Origin of the sequence: Thermosipho melanesiensis BI429 (assembly GCF_000016905.1) — a bacterium.
GTDB lineage: Bacteria > Thermotogota > Thermotogae > Thermotogales > Fervidobacteriaceae > Thermosipho > Thermosipho melanesiensis.
In genome coordinates this window covers 635625-652350 of record NC_009616.1, presented here as the reverse complement: position 1 = coordinate 652350, position 16726 = coordinate 635625, and the positions used below count along the sequence as shown (strand labels likewise).

Annotated in this window: 4 protein-coding genes, 4 tRNA genes and 6 rRNA genes; 11 read left to right on the top strand and 3 right to left on the bottom strand. The window is 48.2% G+C overall.

What is annotated here, in order from left to right; translation table 11 throughout:
- Window positions 1–12: 12 nt before the first annotated feature.
- Genes TMEL_RS03195 through TMEL_RS03185 form a run of 3 tightly spaced genes read right to left on the bottom strand, consistent with a single transcriptional unit; the run spans window position 13 to window position 4989 of the window.
- Window positions 13–2514: an adenosylcobalamin-dependent ribonucleoside-diphosphate reductase gene (locus TMEL_RS03195; RefSeq protein ID WP_012056834.1), complete on the bottom strand. Its 2502-nt coding sequence runs from the start codon at window positions 2512–2514 to the stop codon at window positions 13–15.
- The gene (locus TMEL_RS03190) at window positions 2496–3026 is read right to left on the bottom strand and encodes a 4Fe-4S cluster-binding domain-containing protein (RefSeq protein WP_012056833.1); all 531 of its coding nucleotides are present in this window, start codon (window positions 3024–3026) and stop codon (window positions 2496–2498) included. The genes TMEL_RS03195 and TMEL_RS03190 overlap by 19 nt, the downstream gene beginning before the upstream one ends.
- Window positions 3027–3036: 10 nt before the next feature.
- Complete coding sequence (locus TMEL_RS03185; protein ID WP_012056832.1) at window positions 3037–4989, bottom strand: anaerobic ribonucleoside-triphosphate reductase; 1953 nt, start codon at window positions 4987–4989, stop codon at window positions 3037–3039.
- 349 nt (window positions 4990–5338) lie between these two features.
- Between TMEL_RS03185 and TMEL_RS03180 the strand changes: the two genes are divergently transcribed.
- The 11 genes from TMEL_RS03180 (at window position 5339) to TMEL_RS03130 (ending at window position 16703) form a co-directional block, all read left to right on the top strand.
- Window positions 5339–6903, top strand: a 16S ribosomal RNA gene (locus TMEL_RS03180).
- Window positions 6904–6951: 48 nt separating this feature from the next.
- A tRNA-Ile gene (locus TMEL_RS03175) sits at window positions 6952–7028 on the top strand.
- Window positions 7029–7032: 4 nt separating this feature from the next.
- A tRNA-Ala gene (locus TMEL_RS03170) sits at window positions 7033–7108 on the top strand.
- A 38-nt stretch (window positions 7109–7146) separates the two neighbouring features.
- Window positions 7147–10090, top strand: a 23S ribosomal RNA gene (locus TMEL_RS03165).
- 34 nt (window positions 10091–10124) lie between these two features.
- Window positions 10125–10240, top strand: a 5S ribosomal RNA gene (rrf, locus tag TMEL_RS03160).
- A gap of 142 nt (window positions 10241–10382) precedes the next feature.
- A 16S ribosomal RNA gene (locus TMEL_RS03155) occupies window positions 10383–11947 on the top strand.
- Between the two features lie 48 nt (window positions 11948–11995).
- A tRNA-Ile gene (locus TMEL_RS03150) sits at window positions 11996–12072 on the top strand.
- A gap of 4 nt (window positions 12073–12076) precedes the next feature.
- Window positions 12077–12152, top strand: a tRNA-Ala gene (locus TMEL_RS03145).
- A 38-nt stretch (window positions 12153–12190) separates the two neighbouring features.
- A 23S ribosomal RNA gene (locus tag TMEL_RS03140) occupies window positions 12191–15134 on the top strand.
- 34 nt (window positions 15135–15168) lie between these two features.
- Window positions 15169–15284: ribosomal RNA gene (gene rrf / locus TMEL_RS03135) — 5S ribosomal RNA — on the top strand.
- The 16S, 23S and 5S rRNA genes sit together here with 4 tRNA genes alongside, the layout of an rRNA operon.
- Window positions 15285–15464: 180 nt before the next feature.
- Window positions 15465–16703: a Glu/Leu/Phe/Val family dehydrogenase gene (locus TMEL_RS03130; RefSeq protein WP_012056831.1), complete on the top strand. Its 1239-nt coding sequence runs from the start codon at window positions 15465–15467 to the stop codon at window positions 16701–16703.
- Window positions 16704–16726: the final 23 nt, after the last annotated feature.

Below are 16726 nucleotides of genomic sequence, written 5' to 3'. Positions count from 1 at the left end.
GTTTATATCATATTAACTACATTTACTCCAACCGCATTTTTTACAACTCATACACCCTTCTTGTTTAATTATACTGTTTTTAGACAAGCACGATGGACAATATACATTTCCGTTTTCATCTACGTAGTATCCTTCACTCCATTCTAAATCATTTGCCATAACAAATTTTTCTACTTCTTCTGCTGTTTTTATTGTTCCATCTATTTTAAAAATTTCATCTTCTTCTACTTCTGTGTTTCCCCAAAGTTCGACAAAGTCATCTATTGCTTTTTTGATTTCTTCTGCTAAACCTTTTGTGTATCGCCCATTTACTTTTTGCAGTTGTTCTAGTATTTCTTCTATGGAAACTCCTGCCCTTAGTGCAATAGACGAAAGTCTTCCAATTGATTCGGCAAGTTCTGTTCCATTTGAAAGAAAGATTTCAACAGCTTCTCCACTGTCATCGAATGATACAGTTATATAAGTAGTATTATCTTTGGTTTTGTATTTTCTTGTTACGCTTCTTAATGTGTTTTTTCTTGGTTTTGGACGTAATTTATGTTTTTCATCTAAAAGGAAGAATTGAACCTTTGGAGCATCTTTTGTTTTCACATGTTTTGCAGCTGTTAACACTTGTGTCTGTAGTGATCCATCTCTGTAAATTGTAAGCCCTCTCACATTGAGTTTAAATGCTTCAAGGTAGATGTTTAGTACATCTTCTTCTGTTGCATTTGAAGGCATATTAATTGTTTTTGATATGTTGTTATCCACATATCTTTGGAATGCATCTTGCATTAGAAGATGATCCATAGGTGATATATCCATTGCTGTTACAAAGACTTTTTTAATTTCTTCTGGAACATCTAATTCTTGTAAAGAACCTTTTTCTATTAATTTTTCTTTTATTTTTTCAAGTGTTATAGGATCAAGTTTTTGTTCTAGTACTTTATTTATGTAAAATAATGCTTCTTTTCCTCCATCGTGTTTATTCATATATCTTACATATGCAAGTAAAAAATTTGGTTCAAGACCGCTACTTGTATCTGCTATATTTGAAATAGATCCAGTTGGGGCAATAGTTAAAACTGCTACATTTCGTTTTCCTTTTTTAGCTTCTTTCATAACTTCTTTTATTTCATCATCATATTTACTCATTCCCATTGCAAATGGTACAAAATTCTCTTCTTTAAAGAATCTACTTTTCTCAAAAAGTGGGAAGTTTCCTTTTTCCCTTCCTAATTTATTTGATTCATCATGTCCGTGTAATGCTATAAATCCCATTAGATTTGCAGCTATTTCTCTACCTTTTTCGGAGTTGTATGGCACGTTTAATTTATATAGTAGATCTGCAAAACCCATAATTCCAAGGCCTAATCTTCTACTTTCTTTTACTGCTTTTGTTATTTTTTCTAATGGAAATACATTAACATCTATAACATTATCCAAAAATCTTACAGTAAGTCTTACTGTTGTTTCTAATGCTTTCCAATCAATTTGATTATTTTCTACAAATTTTGAAACGTCTATTGAGCCAAGATTACATGCTTCGTATGGGGCAAGACCTATTTCGCCACATGGATTTGTAGAAATTATTTCTTTTTCAGGGTAGAGTGGATAATATTTATTCATTTCGTGTAAAAATGCAAGACCAGGATCTCCTGTCTTCCACGCATTTTTTGCTATTCTTTTTAGAATATGTCTTGCTTTAATTTTTCTAGTTTCTTTGAACTTTGGATGTGTTAATGTTATTTCTTCGTCGTTTTCGTATATTTTTAAGAATTCTTTTTTATCAAATGGTATACCAACTGATATGTTAAAGTATTTTAAAATCTTTTCACCATCGTTATTTTCTTTTGCTGTTATGAATTCTTCAATATCCGGATGATTTATGTTTAAGATCCCCATTAATGCTCCCCTTCTTTTGTATCCCTGTTCAACTACCGCAATAGCAGAATTATAAACGTGCATGAATGATACAGGCCCAGAAGCTTGTCCGTGAGTACCTGCAACAAAACTACCTTTAGGTCTAAGATTTGAGAAGTTTGAACCAATTCCACCTCCTGCTTTTGTTATTAGTGCATATTCTTTTACGGCTTCAAATATTTCATCTATACTATCTTCAATTGGTACTACAAAACATGCAGACAACATGTGCAAGTGGTTCCTTGTTTTGTAAATTTCTTCATAGTCTTCTAATGTCATTTCTTCTATAGGTTTCCATAGTAGTTCATGTCTTACCCCCATTCCGGCATTAAATAGTGTTGGACTGTTTGGAATAAAAATTCTTGCTTTTAACATTTTAAAAAACGTTTCTTCTAATTCTTTTATTTCATCTAATTTTTTGTTAGATAGTTTTGGATTATTTACAAGCTCTGCAGTAGCAACAACCCTTGCTACTCTTCTACATACATCATCCCATTTTGTTTCTAAAAATTTACCATTTAAATTCTTGAAGAAATATCTTTCTGTAAGTATCTTATATGCGTTTTTTGATGGTTCTACATTTAACCATTTGTTTAATATATTTTCGTACATACCTTATTCCTCCCTAAAATTATATATTTTTGATTTTTTGAAGCTGGAAAAAGCAGATTCCCATCTTTATCTGTATTCCTTTGATCGTGGTCATATGGTCCTAAAATGGCTTCATCTATATATTCAATAAAACTGCTTAATTTTTGATTTTTAATATCTTCAAGTGTTCGCCAGGTATATAGTGTGTTTATTATTTTTTCAGAAAATTCTTCTTTTAGTGATTTGGATATCTCTAATAATGCTCTTCTGTTGTATGGTGCAAGTGGTTCACCACCTAGATAAACTATTGCTATTTTTTCGTGAAGGTCAATAATATCGTTTATTTTTTCCTTTATTCTAATTATTAGTTTTTCCACGTTATATTCAAAACCTCTAAATGGTTCCCATGTCTCTTTGTTGTGACAGAAAGGACACTTAGGAATTCTGTCACATCCTTGGAAATATATGGATAATGCGAAATGCTTTGGGTGATCTAAAGTGTTGAAAAAGATTCTATAAATATGTACTTTCATACTTTCACCTTCAAACGTAGTAAAATTTTCTTTCTTTGTATTCGTATGTTCTTCTTATTTTGTTAAAAGAAGATGAAGGAACAAGATATCCGACTATTCTGATATATTCTTCTACTTTTTCCTTACCGCATATTGGGCATTTTTTTCCAATAAAGGAATGTCCATCTTTACAAGTGCTTATTTTTTGATTAAAAGCAAAATACATTACTCCCATTTTTGCGATTGAATTTACAATTTTCCAAGATTCTTCTTCGTTTCTAAATGGAGAGCCAAGGTTAATGTGTAATATAGCACCGCCTGATACCTTTTTATCCCACATACCGGAATACATGACTCTGTTCATCATATCCGTATCTGCAATTAATGGTATCCATTGATTAGAATATAGTCTGTGTGGTTGTTTTTCTTTGCCAAACATGAGTTTGTCTTTTTCTGCTAATGTGACTGCTGCTTTTTCTGCCGGTACCTGTTCTATGTTGAATGTAAATTTGTACTTTTGTAAACCTTCTTCTGCCATTGTACGAATTGTATCAAGTATTTCGCTTACAAATTTTTCTCCTTCTTTTGTGTACATAAGCCCTTCTGGAGTAAGTTCTGTATACCTCATAAAGTCTGCTGCTTCCCACACACCTGTGATTCCAATAGTGCCGTATTGTCTGTCAAGCTTCATTAAACCAACGCTGTAAAGCGGTAAAACTTCTTGTACAATTCTTTCTTCAATGATTTTTCTAATTACAAATAATGTCTTTTGGACTACGTCGACTCTTTCTTTAAGGATTTCTATAAATCTATCTTTATCCCCATTTGCTTCAAGTGCTATTCTTGGCAAGTTTATAGTTATAACTTTAAACGAACCAATGTTAAGATCTGAACCTCCTATAGAGTTTGCCATACCTGATAATTTAACAGGTTCATCTTCGGTATTTAGTGAAAGTGACACTTTAAGATCTTTCGTTGAACTCGTAAGTCTACAACAAGAGGCAACAGCATCGACTGAATCAGAAATATACCAGTTTGTGTCTTGCCACTTCATGTTTACTTTATTGATGAATCTTGCACTATCTTCATCAACAAATTTCCCGTCTTTATATAGTAATGTCGCAGTCAAGACAGGAAATGTGAACATTTGTTTTTCTCTTTCTTTTGCGGCCCATTCCCAATAGTGCTTTTGAAGGTTGATTATATCTTCTACATAATCAGTAATTAGTGTTCCATCTGGATATTTTTCTCCTTCAAAGATAGCCTTGATGTAGTTTCTATCAAGATATGTAAAGTTAGTATATGGTGATTGATTAGTTCTAATTGGCTGGTTAAATGAATAAGTCAAGATTTGAAAGTGTTGTTCAATATACCAGTTAAGTTTATCTTTTGGTATCACACCATCTTCTAAGTCTTTTTTTATGTAATACCACATCCAAACAAAAAAGTCTGGTAATCCTACTGCTCCACTTGACTGGTTAGATGCAAACATAACAAATTGAATCACATGTTGAATAAATGTTGATAGGTGTTTTGCAGGTGTGGATTGAATTGTATCTATAAATGGCAATCCTTTTTCTACTATTGGTTGTAGTGTGTAGGCAAAACAATATGGCATAAATGCCGCATGATGAGCATCGTGTAAATAAATAGCACCATTTATTTGATATTCAAGAAATTTATTTGCTATATCAATTCCAAAGTATTTCTTCATTTCCTTCCAAATTACATATAGTGAGTTAAGTTTGGTAAATGGTTTATAGATTTCAGTAAAATATGTACCTATATGTTTGGAACGGACATTGGCATTTGAATCTATTGAAACATCGCCTACTAATTTAGATTGAAAAAATGTTTTATTAAACTTGTCAATATCTAAGTGTGAACCTAATCCTTCAATTTCTAACATTTCATGACCATATTTTTTTTCAATATTGTAGAAAACTTTATTGAATTCTTCCAAATATCCAAAGTTAATTAACATTAAAATCCCCCCTAAAAGTAATTTAAAATCAAAATAAAGCCAATATATCACTAAACCACAATATATTGTATATCTTAACTGTAACGCATACTATATATTGTGTGTAACCGTTCTGAGAAATTGGAATAGGTTTTACCGAAAAATGTCTATGTAAAAGATTTTTATGTAAAAAAACAAAAATCAAAACACCTGGAGATGTGTAAAGTATTAACAAAGAGTCAAAGAAAATGTTAAAGAGGAGCAATTGACTAAGGGGGGGTGATGTGGTAAATTAGGAGATGCGTGGTTAGGGAGGTCATTGAAAAATGGATAGCAGCGCAATGGAAGAGAAGGAAGAGCCTTTCAGATAGAGCTGGAGGGTTTGATCCTGGCTCAGGGTGAACGCTGGCGGCGTGCCTTACACATGCAAGTCGAGCGGGGCATCTAGTGGACTCTCTTCGGGGAGGAAGCTAGAGGGCCTAGCGGCGGACGGGTGAGTAACGCGTAGGTTACCTACCCCTCAGAGGGGGATAACTGTGGGAAACTGCAGCTAATACCCCATACGTTCCCGAGAGGGAAGAAAGGGTGCGTTAAGCACTGCTGAGGGATGGGCCTGCGCCCCATCAGGTAGTTGGTGAGGTAAAGGCTCACCAAGCCGGCGACGGGTAGCCGGTCTGAGAGGATGGCCGGCCACAAGGGCACTGAGACACGGGCCCTACTCCTACGGGAGGCAGCAGTGGGGGATTTTGGACAATGGGCGGAAGCCTGATCCAGCGACGCCGCGTGCGGGAAGGAGCCCTTCGGGGTGTAAACCGCTGTGGTAGGAGACGAATAAGCTAGGGAGTGGAAAGCCCTAGTGATGACGGTATCCTACTAGAAAGCCCCGGCTAACTACGTGCCAGCAGCCGCGGTAATACGTAGGGGGCGAGCGTTACCCGGATTTACTGGGCGTAAAGGGGGCGTAGGCGGCCGTGAAAGTCCGGTGTGAAATGCCACGGCTCAACCGTGGAACTGCGCTGGAAACTACACGGCTTGAGGACGGTAGAGGGAGACGGAACTGCTGGTGTAGGGGTGAAATCCGTAGATATCAGCAGGAACGCCGGTGGGGAAGCCGGTCTCCTGGGCCGTTCCTGACGCTGAGGCCCGAAAGCTAGGGGAGCGAACCGGATTAGATACCCGGGTAGTCCTAGCCGTAAACGATGCCCACTAGGTGTGGGGGAGTAATTCCTCCGTGCTGAAGCAAACGCGATAAGTGGGCCGCCTGGGGAGTATGCCCGCAAGGGTGAAACTCAAAGGAATTGACGGGACCCCGCACAAGCGGTGGAGCGTGTGGTTTAATTGGACGCTAAGCCAAGAACCTTACCAGGGCTTGACATGCTGGTGGTACTGACCCGAAAGGGGAGGGACTCTACCGTAAGGTAGGGAGCCAGCACAGGTGGTGCACGGTCGTCGTCAGCTCGTGCCGTGAGGTGTTGGGTTAAGTCCCGCAACGAGCGCAACCCCTGCCCTTAGTTGCCAGCGGTTAGGCCGGGGACTCTAAGGGGACTGCCGGCGACGAGCCGGAGGAAGGAGGGGATGACGTCAGATACTCGTGCCCCTTATGCCCTGGGCGACACACGCGCTACAATGGGTGGGACAGCGGGAAGCGAGCCAGCGATGGTGAGCAAAACCCTGAAACCCACTCTCAGTACGGATTGCAGGCTGAAACTCGCCTGCATGAAGCCGGAATCGCTAGTAATCGCGGATCAGCCACGCCGCGGTGAATACGTTCCCGGGGTTTGTACACACCGCCCGTCACGCCACCCGAGTTGGCAGCGCCCGAAGATGGGTGATCCAACCCGAGAGGGGGGATACCTATTGAGGGCGAGGCTGGCGAGGGGGGCGAAGTCGTAACAAGGTAGGTGTACCGGAAGGTGCGCCTGGATCACCTCCTTTCTAAGGAGAAAGAAGTAGCGCTGCTATCCATTTTTGAGTGGCTGAAGTGGGCTCGTAGCTCAGTTGGTCAGAGCGCACGCCTGATAAGCGTGAGGTCGGAGGTTCGACTCCTCCCGAGCCCACCACCATGGGGACGTAGCTCAGCTGGGAGAGCGCCTGCTTTGCAAGCAGGAAGTCAGGGGTTCGAATCCCCTCGTCTCCACCAATAATTGGGTCATTGAAAAATGCATAGGGAGAAGTAGAGGTGAAGGTATTAAGGGCACGCAGTGGATGCCTAGGCGGCAGGAGGCGAAGAAGGGCGTGGCAAGCTGCGAAAAGCCCGGGGGAGCTGCAAGCGAGCGTAGATCCCGGGATACCCGAATGGGGGAACCTGGGTAGCTGAAGAAGCTACTCACCCGAGAGGGAGCGAACCGGGGGAAGTGAAACATCTCAGTACCCCGAGGAAAAGAAATCAAAAGAGATTCCCTGAGTAGAGGCGATCGAAAGGGGAGGAGCCTAAACCGGCGGCGGGAGCTGTCGGGGTAGTGGGACAAGTCCGGGCGTAAGCCGGGGAGTAAAAAATCCTTACTCTAGCCGAATGGTCTGGGAAGGCCAACCGGAGAGGGTGAAAGTCCCGTAGGCGAAAGGGTAAGGACTTCCTGGGGCTTGATCCCGAGTACCACGGGACACGAGGAATCCTGTGGGAATCAGGGGGGACCACCCTCCAAGGCTAAATACTCCCTGCCGACCGATAGCGAAACCAGTACCGTGAGGGAAAGGTGAAAAGCACCCCGGAAGGGGAGTGAAAGAGACCTGAAACTGCGTGCCTACAAGAAGTCGGAGCCCGAGGGGGTGACGGCGTGCCTTTTGATTAATGAGCCTGGGAGTTGTCGTACCTGGCGAGGTTAAGCCGTGGGAGGTGGAGCCGAAGCGAAAGCGAGTCCGAAAAGGGCGAGCAGTCAGGTACGGCAGGCCCGAAGCCGGGTGAGCTACCCATGGCCAGGGTGAAGGTAGGGTAAAACCTACTGGAGGCCCGAACCGGTGGATCGTGAGACATCCTCGGATGAGCTGTGGGTAGGAGTGAAAAGCTAACCGAACCCGGTGATAGCTGGTTCTCCCCGAAATGCATTTAGGTGCAGCCTCAGGTGGTCTGTACTGGGGGTAGAGCGCTGATAGGGCTAGGGGGGCGACCTCCAACCCCTGTCAAACTACGAATCCCGGTACACAAAGCCTGGGAGTGAGCCTGTGGGGGATAAGCTCCACAGACGAGAGGGGAACAACCCAGACCGTCGGCTAAGGGCCCGGAGAGATGGCTAAGTGTGGAAGGATGTTGTGCGTCCCAGACAACCGGGATGTTGGCTTAGAAGCAGCCATCATTTAAAGAGTGCGTAACAGCTCACCGGTCGAGACGCACAGCGCCGAAAATGTAACGGGGCTGAAGCCATCCCCCGAAGCCGCGGACCAGCGTAAGCTGGTGGTAGGGGAGCGTTCCGCGATAGGGAGAAGGCAGACTTGTGAGAGCTGCTGGACGAAGCGGAAGTGAGAATCCAGGCATGAGTAAGCGAGAGGAGAGTGAGAATCTCTCCCCCCGGAAGCCTAAGGGTACCTGGGGAAGGGTCGTCCGCCCAGGGTTAGTCGGGACCTAAGGTGAACCCGAGAGGGGTAGCCGATGGGAAACCGGTTAATATTCCGGTACCACCTGTATATCGAAAGTATGAGGGGGGACGCAGGAGGGCAGGCTCCGAGGTCAAGTGGCAAGGCCTTCCAAGCGGTTAGGCGAAGAGGGCAGTAGGGAAATCCGCTGTCTGAGCTGAGCCGTGAAGGGGAGGACCGAATGGTCCAACGGAGCTGATCCCACACTGCCGAGAAAAGCCTCGCATACTGATATACAGGTGCCCGTTCCGCAAACCGACACAGGTAGGCGGGCTGAGAAAGCTAAGGGGAGCGGGATAACCCTTGCCAAGGAACTCGGCAAATTGACCCCGTAACTTCGGGAGAAGGGGTGCCGCGGTAGGTTGAACCCAGGGGAAGGGGAGACCTGGAAACTGGGGGAGGCCGAGGCGGTTGCAGAGGCAAGGCCCTGGCGACTGTTTACCAAAAACACAGGTCTCTGCGAACTCGTAAGAGGAAGTATAGGGACTGACGCCTGCCCAGTGCCGGAAGGTTAAGGGGAGGGGTGAGAGCCCCGAACCGAAGCCCCGGTAAACGGCGGCCGTAACTATAACGGTCCTAAGGTAGCGAAATTCCTTGTCGGGTAAGTTCCGACCTGCATGAATGGCGTAACGACTGGGGCACTGTCTCGGCAGGGGACCCGGCGAAATTTCAATCTGGGTGAAGATGCCCAGTACCCGCAGCTAGACGGAAAGACCCCGTGGAGCTTTACTGCAGCCTGGTATTGGGCTTTGGTGCATCGTGTACAGGATAGGTGGGAGGCGAAGAACCCGGCTCGCCAGGGTCGGGGGAGCCGACGGTGGGATACCACCCTCGGTGTACCGGAGTTCTAACCTGCGTCTGTGAAGAGCAGGCGGGGGACAGTGCCAGGTGGGTAGTTTGACTGGGGCGGTCGCCTCCTAAAGAGTAACGGAGGCGCGCAAAGCTCGGCTCAGGTGGGTTGGAAATCCACCGAAGAGTGCAAGGGCATAAGCCGGGCTGACTGCGAGACTGACGGGTCGAGCAGAGGGGAAACCCGGTCCTAGTGACCCGGCGACTCCGAGTGGAAGGGTCGTCGATCAACGGACAAAAGTTACCCCGGGGATAACAGGCTAGTCTTGCCCGAGAGTTCACATCGACGGCAAGGATCGGCACCTCGATGTCGGCTCATCCCATCCTGGGGCTGAAGCAGGTCCCAAGGGTTAGGCTGTTCGCCTATTAAAGGGGTACGTGAGCTGGGTTCAGACCGTCGTGAGACAGGTCGGTCCCTATCTGCTGCGGGCGTAGGAGGTTTGAGGGGGCTCGCCCATTGTACGAGAGGACCTGGGTGAGGGAGCCACTGGTGTACCGGCTGTCCTGCCAAGGGCATACGCCGGGTAGCTACGCTCCTGAGTGATAACCGCTGAAAGCATCTAAGCGGGAAACACGCCCCAAGATGAGACCTCCCATCCCGAAAAGGGAGTAAGGCCGGTTCGAGAAGAGGACCTAGATAGGCTGGTGGTGGAAGCGCAGCAATGCGTGGAGCCAACCGGTACTAATCGGCCGAGGCCTTCACCTCTACAGAATCCCTATGCATTTTTGAGTGACCTATCCCGGGTGACGATACCAAGGCGGGAACCACCCGGTCCCATCCCGAACCCGGCCGTTAAGCCGCCTTGGGCCGATGGTAGTGAGGGGCTCCCCCTCGCAAGAGTAGGTATCGCCCGGGGTTTTTAATGTAAATAAAAATTAACAAAGATAGAGGGTTGACAAAGGGTAAGAAACGTGGTAAATTAGGAGATGCGTGGTTAGGGAGGTCATTGAAAAATGGATAGCAGCGCAATGGAAGAGAAGGAAGAGCCTTTCAGATAGAGCTGGAGGGTTTGATCCTGGCTCAGGGTGAACGCTGGCGGCGTGCCTTACACATGCAAGTCGAGCGGGGCATCTAGTGGACTCTCTTCGGGGAGGAAGCTAGAGGGCCTAGCGGCGGACGGGTGAGTAACGCGTAGGTTACCTACCCCTCAGAGGGGGATAACTGTGGGAAACTGCAGCTAATACCCCATACGTTCCCGAGAGGGAAGAAAGGGTGCGTTAAGCACTGCTGAGGGATGGGCCTGCGCCCCATCAGGTAGTTGGTGAGGTAAAGGCTCACCAAGCCGGCGACGGGTAGCCGGTCTGAGAGGATGGCCGGCCACAAGGGCACTGAGACACGGGCCCTACTCCTACGGGAGGCAGCAGTGGGGGATTTTGGACAATGGGCGGAAGCCTGATCCAGCGACGCCGCGTGCGGGAAGGAGCCCTTCGGGGTGTAAACCGCTGTGGTAGGAGACGAATAAGCTAGGGAGTGGAAAGCCCTAGTGATGACGGTATCCTACTAGAAAGCCCCGGCTAACTACGTGCCAGCAGCCGCGGTAATACGTAGGGGGCGAGCGTTACCCGGATTTACTGGGCGTAAAGGGGGCGTAGGCGGCCGTGAAAGTCCGGTGTGAAATGCCACGGCTCAACCGTGGAACTGCGCTGGAAACTACACGGCTTGAGGACGGTAGAGGGAGACGGAACTGCTGGTGTAGGGGTGAAATCCGTAGATATCAGCAGGAACGCCGGTGGGGAAGCCGGTCTCCTGGGCCGTTCCTGACGCTGAGGCCCGAAAGCTAGGGGAGCGAACCGGATTAGATACCCGGGTAGTCCTAGCCGTAAACGATGCCCACTAGGTGTGGGGGAGTAATTCCTCCGTGCTGAAGCAAACGCGATAAGTGGGCCGCCTGGGGAGTATGCCCGCAAGGGTGAAACTCAAAGGAATTGACGGGACCCCGCACAAGCGGTGGAGCGTGTGGTTTAATTGGACGCTAAGCCAAGAACCTTACCAGGGCTTGACATGCTGGTGGTACTGACCCGAAAGGGGAGGGACTCTACCGTAAGGTAGGGAGCCAGCACAGGTGGTGCACGGTCGTCGTCAGCTCGTGCCGTGAGGTGTTGGGTTAAGTCCCGCAACGAGCGCAACCCCTGCCCTTAGTTGCCAGCGGTTAGGCCGGGGACTCTAAGGGGACTGCCGGCGACGAGCCGGAGGAAGGAGGGGATGACGTCAGATACTCGTGCCCCTTATGCCCTGGGCGACACACGCGCTACAATGGGTGGGACAGCGGGAAGCGAGCCAGCGATGGTGAGCAAAACCCTGAAACCCACTCTCAGTACGGATTGCAGGCTGAAACTCGCCTGCATGAAGCCGGAATCGCTAGTAATCGCGGATCAGCCACGCCGCGGTGAATACGTTCCCGGGGTTTGTACACACCGCCCGTCACGCCACCCGAGTTGGCAGCGCCCGAAGATGGGTGATCCAACCCGAGAGGGGGGATACCTATTGAGGGCGAGGCTGGCGAGGGGGGCGAAGTCGTAACAAGGTAGGTGTACCGGAAGGTGCGCCTGGATCACCTCCTTTCTAAGGAGAAAGAAGTAGCGCTGCTATCCATTTTTGAGTGGCTGAAGTGGGCTCGTAGCTCAGTTGGTCAGAGCGCACGCCTGATAAGCGTGAGGTCGGAGGTTCGACTCCTCCCGAGCCCACCACCATGGGGACGTAGCTCAGCTGGGAGAGCGCCTGCTTTGCAAGCAGGAAGTCAGGGGTTCGAATCCCCTCGTCTCCACCAATAATTGGGTCATTGAAAAATGCATAGGGAGAAGTAGAGGTGAAGGTATTAAGGGCACGCAGTGGATGCCTAGGCGGCAGGAGGCGAAGAAGGGCGTGGCAAGCTGCGAAAAGCCCGGGGGAGCTGCAAGCGAGCGTAGATCCCGGGATACCCGAATGGGGGAACCTGGGTAGCTGAAGAAGCTACTCACCCGAGAGGGAGCGAACCGGGGGAAGTGAAACATCTCAGTACCCCGAGGAAAAGAAATCAAAAGAGATTCCCTGAGTAGAGGCGATCGAAAGGGGAGGAGCCTAAACCGGCGGCGGGAGCTGTCGGGGTAGTGGGACAAGTCCGGGCGTAAGCCGGGGAGTAAAAAATCCTTACTCTAGCCGAATGGTCTGGGAAGGCCAACCGGAGAGGGTGAAAGTCCCGTAGGCGAAAGGGTAAGGACTTCCTGGGGCTTGATCCCGAGTACCACGGGACACGAGGAATCCTGTGGGAATCAGGGGGGACCACCCTCCAAGGCTAAATACTCCCTGCCGACCGATAGCGAAACCAGTACCGTGAGGGAAAGGTGAAAAGCACCCCGGAAGGGGAGTGAAAGAGACCTGAAACTGCGTGCCTACAAGAAGTCGGAGCCCGAGGGGGTGACGGCGTGCCTTTTGATTAATGAGCCTGGGAGTTGTCGTACCTGGCGAGGTTAAGCCGTGGGAGGTGGAGCCGAAGCGAAAGCGAGTCCGAAAAGGGCGAGCAGTCAGGTACGGCAGGCCCGAAGCCGGGTGAGCTACCCATGGCCAGGGTGAAGGTAGGGTAAAACCTACTGGAGGCCCGAACCGGTGGATCGTGAGACATCCTCGGATGAGCTGTGGGTAGGAGTGAAAAGCTAACCGAACCCGGTGATAGCTGGTTCTCCCCGAAATGCATTTAGGTGCAGCCTCAGGTGGTCTGTACTGGGGGTAGAGCGCTGATAGGGCTAGGGGGGCGACCTCCAACCCCTGTCAAACTACGAATCCCGGTACACAAAGCCTGGGAGTGAGCCTGTGGGGGATAAGCTCCACAGACGAGAGGGGAACAACCCAGACCGTCGGCTAAGGGCCCGGAGAGATGGCTAAGTGTGGAAGGATGTTGTGCGTCCCAGACAACCGGGATGTTGGCTTAGAAGCAGCCATCATTTAAAGAGTGCGTAACAGCTCACCGGTCGAGACGCACAGCGCCGAAAATGTAACGGGGCTGAAGCCATCCCCCGAAGCCGCGGACCAGCGTAAGCTGGTGGTAGGGGAGCGTTCCGCGATAGGGAGAAGGCAGACTTGTGAGAGCTGCTGGACGAAGCGGAAGTGAGAATCCAGGCATGAGTAAGCGAGAGGAGAGTGAGAATCTCTCCCCCCGGAAGCCTAAGGGTACCTGGGGAAGGGTCGTCCGCCCAGGGTTAGTCGGGACCTAAGGTGAACCCGAGAGGGGTAGCCGATGGGAAACCGGTTAATATTCCGGTACCACCTGTATATCGAAAGTATGAGGGGGGACGCAGGAGGGCAGGCTCCGAGGTCAAGTGGCAAGGCCTTCCAAGCGGTTAGGCGAAGAGGGCAGTAGGGAAATCCGCTGTCTGAGCTGAGCCGTGAAGGGGAGGACCGAATGGTCCAACGGAGCTGATCCCACACTGCCGAGAAAAGCCTCGCATACTGATATACAGGTGCCCGTTCCGCAAACCGACACAGGTAGGCGGGCTGAGAAAGCTAAGGGGAGCGGGATAACCCTTGCCAAGGAACTCGGCAAATTGACCCCGTAACTTCGGGAGAAGGGGTGCCGCGGTAGGTTGAACCCAGGGGAAGGGGAGACCTGGAAACTGGGGGAGGCCGAGGCGGTTGCAGAGGCAAGGCCCTGGCGACTGTTTACCAAAAACACAGGTCTCTGCGAACTCGTAAGAGGAAGTATAGGGACTGACGCCTGCCCAGTGCCGGAAGGTTAAGGGGAGGGGTGAGAGCCCCGAACCGAAGCCCCGGTAAACGGCGGCCGTAACTATAACGGTCCTAAGGTAGCGAAATTCCTTGTCGGGTAAGTTCCGACCTGCATGAATGGCGTAACGACTGGGGCACTGTCTCGGCAGGGGACCCGGCGAAATTTCAATCTGGGTGAAGATGCCCAGTACCCGCAGCTAGACGGAAAGACCCCGTGGAGCTTTACTGCAGCCTGGTATTGGGCTTTGGTGCATCGTGTACAGGATAGGTGGGAGGCGAAGAACCCGGCTCGCCAGGGTCGGGGGAGCCGACGGTGGGATACCACCCTCGGTGTACCGGAGTTCTAACCTGCGTCTGTGAAGAGCAGGCGGGGGACAGTGCCAGGTGGGTAGTTTGACTGGGGCGGTCGCCTCCTAAAGAGTAACGGAGGCGCGCAAAGCTCGGCTCAGGTGGGTTGGAAATCCACCGAAGAGTGCAAGGGCATAAGCCGGGCTGACTGCGAGACTGACGGGTCGAGCAGAGGGGAAACCCGGTCCTAGTGACCCGGCGACTCCGAGTGGAAGGGTCGTCGATCAACGGACAAAAGTTACCCCGGGGATAACAGGCTAGTCTTGCCCGAGAGTTCACATCGACGGCAAGGATCGGCACCTCGATGTCGGCTCATCCCATCCTGGGGCTGAAGCAGGTCCCAAGGGTTAGGCTGTTCGCCTATTAAAGGGGTACGTGAGCTGGGTTCAGACCGTCGTGAGACAGGTCGGTCCCTATCTGCTGCGGGCGTAGGAGGTTTGAGGGGGCTCGCCCATTGTACGAGAGGACCTGGGTGAGGGAGCCACTGGTGTACCGGCTGTCCTGCCAAGGGCATACGCCGGGTAGCTACGCTCCTGAGTGATAACCGCTGAAAGCATCTAAGCGGGAAACACGCCCCAAGATGAGACCTCCCATCCCGAAAAGGGAGTAAGGCCGGTTCGAGAAGAGGACCTAGATAGGCTGGTGGTGGAAGCGCAGCAATGCGTGGAGCCAACCGGTACTAATCGGCCGAGGCCTTCACCTCTACAGAATCCCTATGCATTTTTGAGTGACCTATCCCGGGTGACGATACCAAGGCGGGAACCACCCGGTCCCATCCCGAACCCGGCCGTTAAGCCGCCTTGGGCCGATGGTAGTGAGGGGCTCCCCCTCGCAAGAGTAGGTATCGCCCGGGGTTTTTTTAAAGCAGGCATTCTCGCCTGCTTTATTTTTTTGCCTCTCTTTTGAGAGGCTTTTTTTTATTTTATGCATATATACATCATTATTGTAATAATTCTTCCTTTTTTTATATTTTTTATATTTTTTTGTTGAGTATATAATTTACTTACTAATTTAATTAAAAGGGGAGATTTTTATGTTGAATCCATTTGAAAATTTTTTGAAGCAGATTGATAATGTTGCGAAATATCTTTCTTATCCTAAATATGTGTTTGAAATTTTGAAATCTCCTTTAAGAGTTATTGAGGTAAACATTCCTGTAAAGATGGATGATGGTACTATTAAAATTTTTAAAGGTTGGCGCTCTCAACATAATAATGCTCTTGGGCCTACTAAGGGGGGGATTAGATATCATCCAAGTGTTACTAAAGATGAAGTTATGGCTTTATCTTCTTGGATGTCTATTAAAAATGCGCTTGTTGCTATTCCTTATGGTGGAGGAAAGGGTGGTATAAAGGTTGATCCCAAAAGTTTATCATTATCTGAATTAGAAGAACTTTCTCGTGGATATATTGATGCAATTTATAAATATATCGGAGTTGATCAGGATATACCTGCTCCTGATGTTTATACAAATTCAAAAATCATGTCTTGGATGATGGATGAATATTCAAAATTAGTGGGTAAATATGTTCCGGGAGTAATAACTGGTAAATTAAAAATCGTTGGTGGTTCCCAAGGTAGAGGTACTGCAACTGCTAGAGGTGGTTTTTTTGTTTTAAGAGAAGCGTTAAAGATTAAAGGTGAAAGTTTTAAAGGGTTGACAGTTGCTGTTCAAGGTTTTGGTAATGCCGGATCTTTTGCAGCCCGTTTTTTAAGTGAAGCCGGCGCAAAGATTGTAGCTGTTTCTGATTCAAAAGGTGGAATTTTTAATTCTCAAGGTTTACCTTATAGTTCATTGATAGAACATAAATCAATAACAGGGAGTGTTAAAGATTTTGATAGGGCAGAAAATATTACTAATGAAGAGTTATTAGAATTGGATGTCGATATTTTAATACCTGCTGCGGTTGAAAATGTTATTACACAAGAAAATGCAGATAAGGTTAAAGCAAGGTATATTTTAGAATTGGCAAATGGACCAATTACCCCTGAAGCTGATGATATTTTGTTCGAAAAAGGAACTTTTATCTTGCCAGATGTTCTCGCAAATGCTGGAGGAGTTACTGTATCTTATTTTGAATGGGTACAAAACAGAATGGGGTATTATTGGAGTGAAAGAGAAGTTCAACAAAAGTTAGATGAAATTATAACAAGAGCGTTTCATAATGTATATGAGACAATGCAGGAAAGAGAAGTTAATTCGAGAATTGCTTCATATATAGTAGCCGTAAGTAGAATTGTGGAAGCTATGGAAGCAAGAGGATGGATTTAGAAGCAGGAGGACATCTCCTGCTT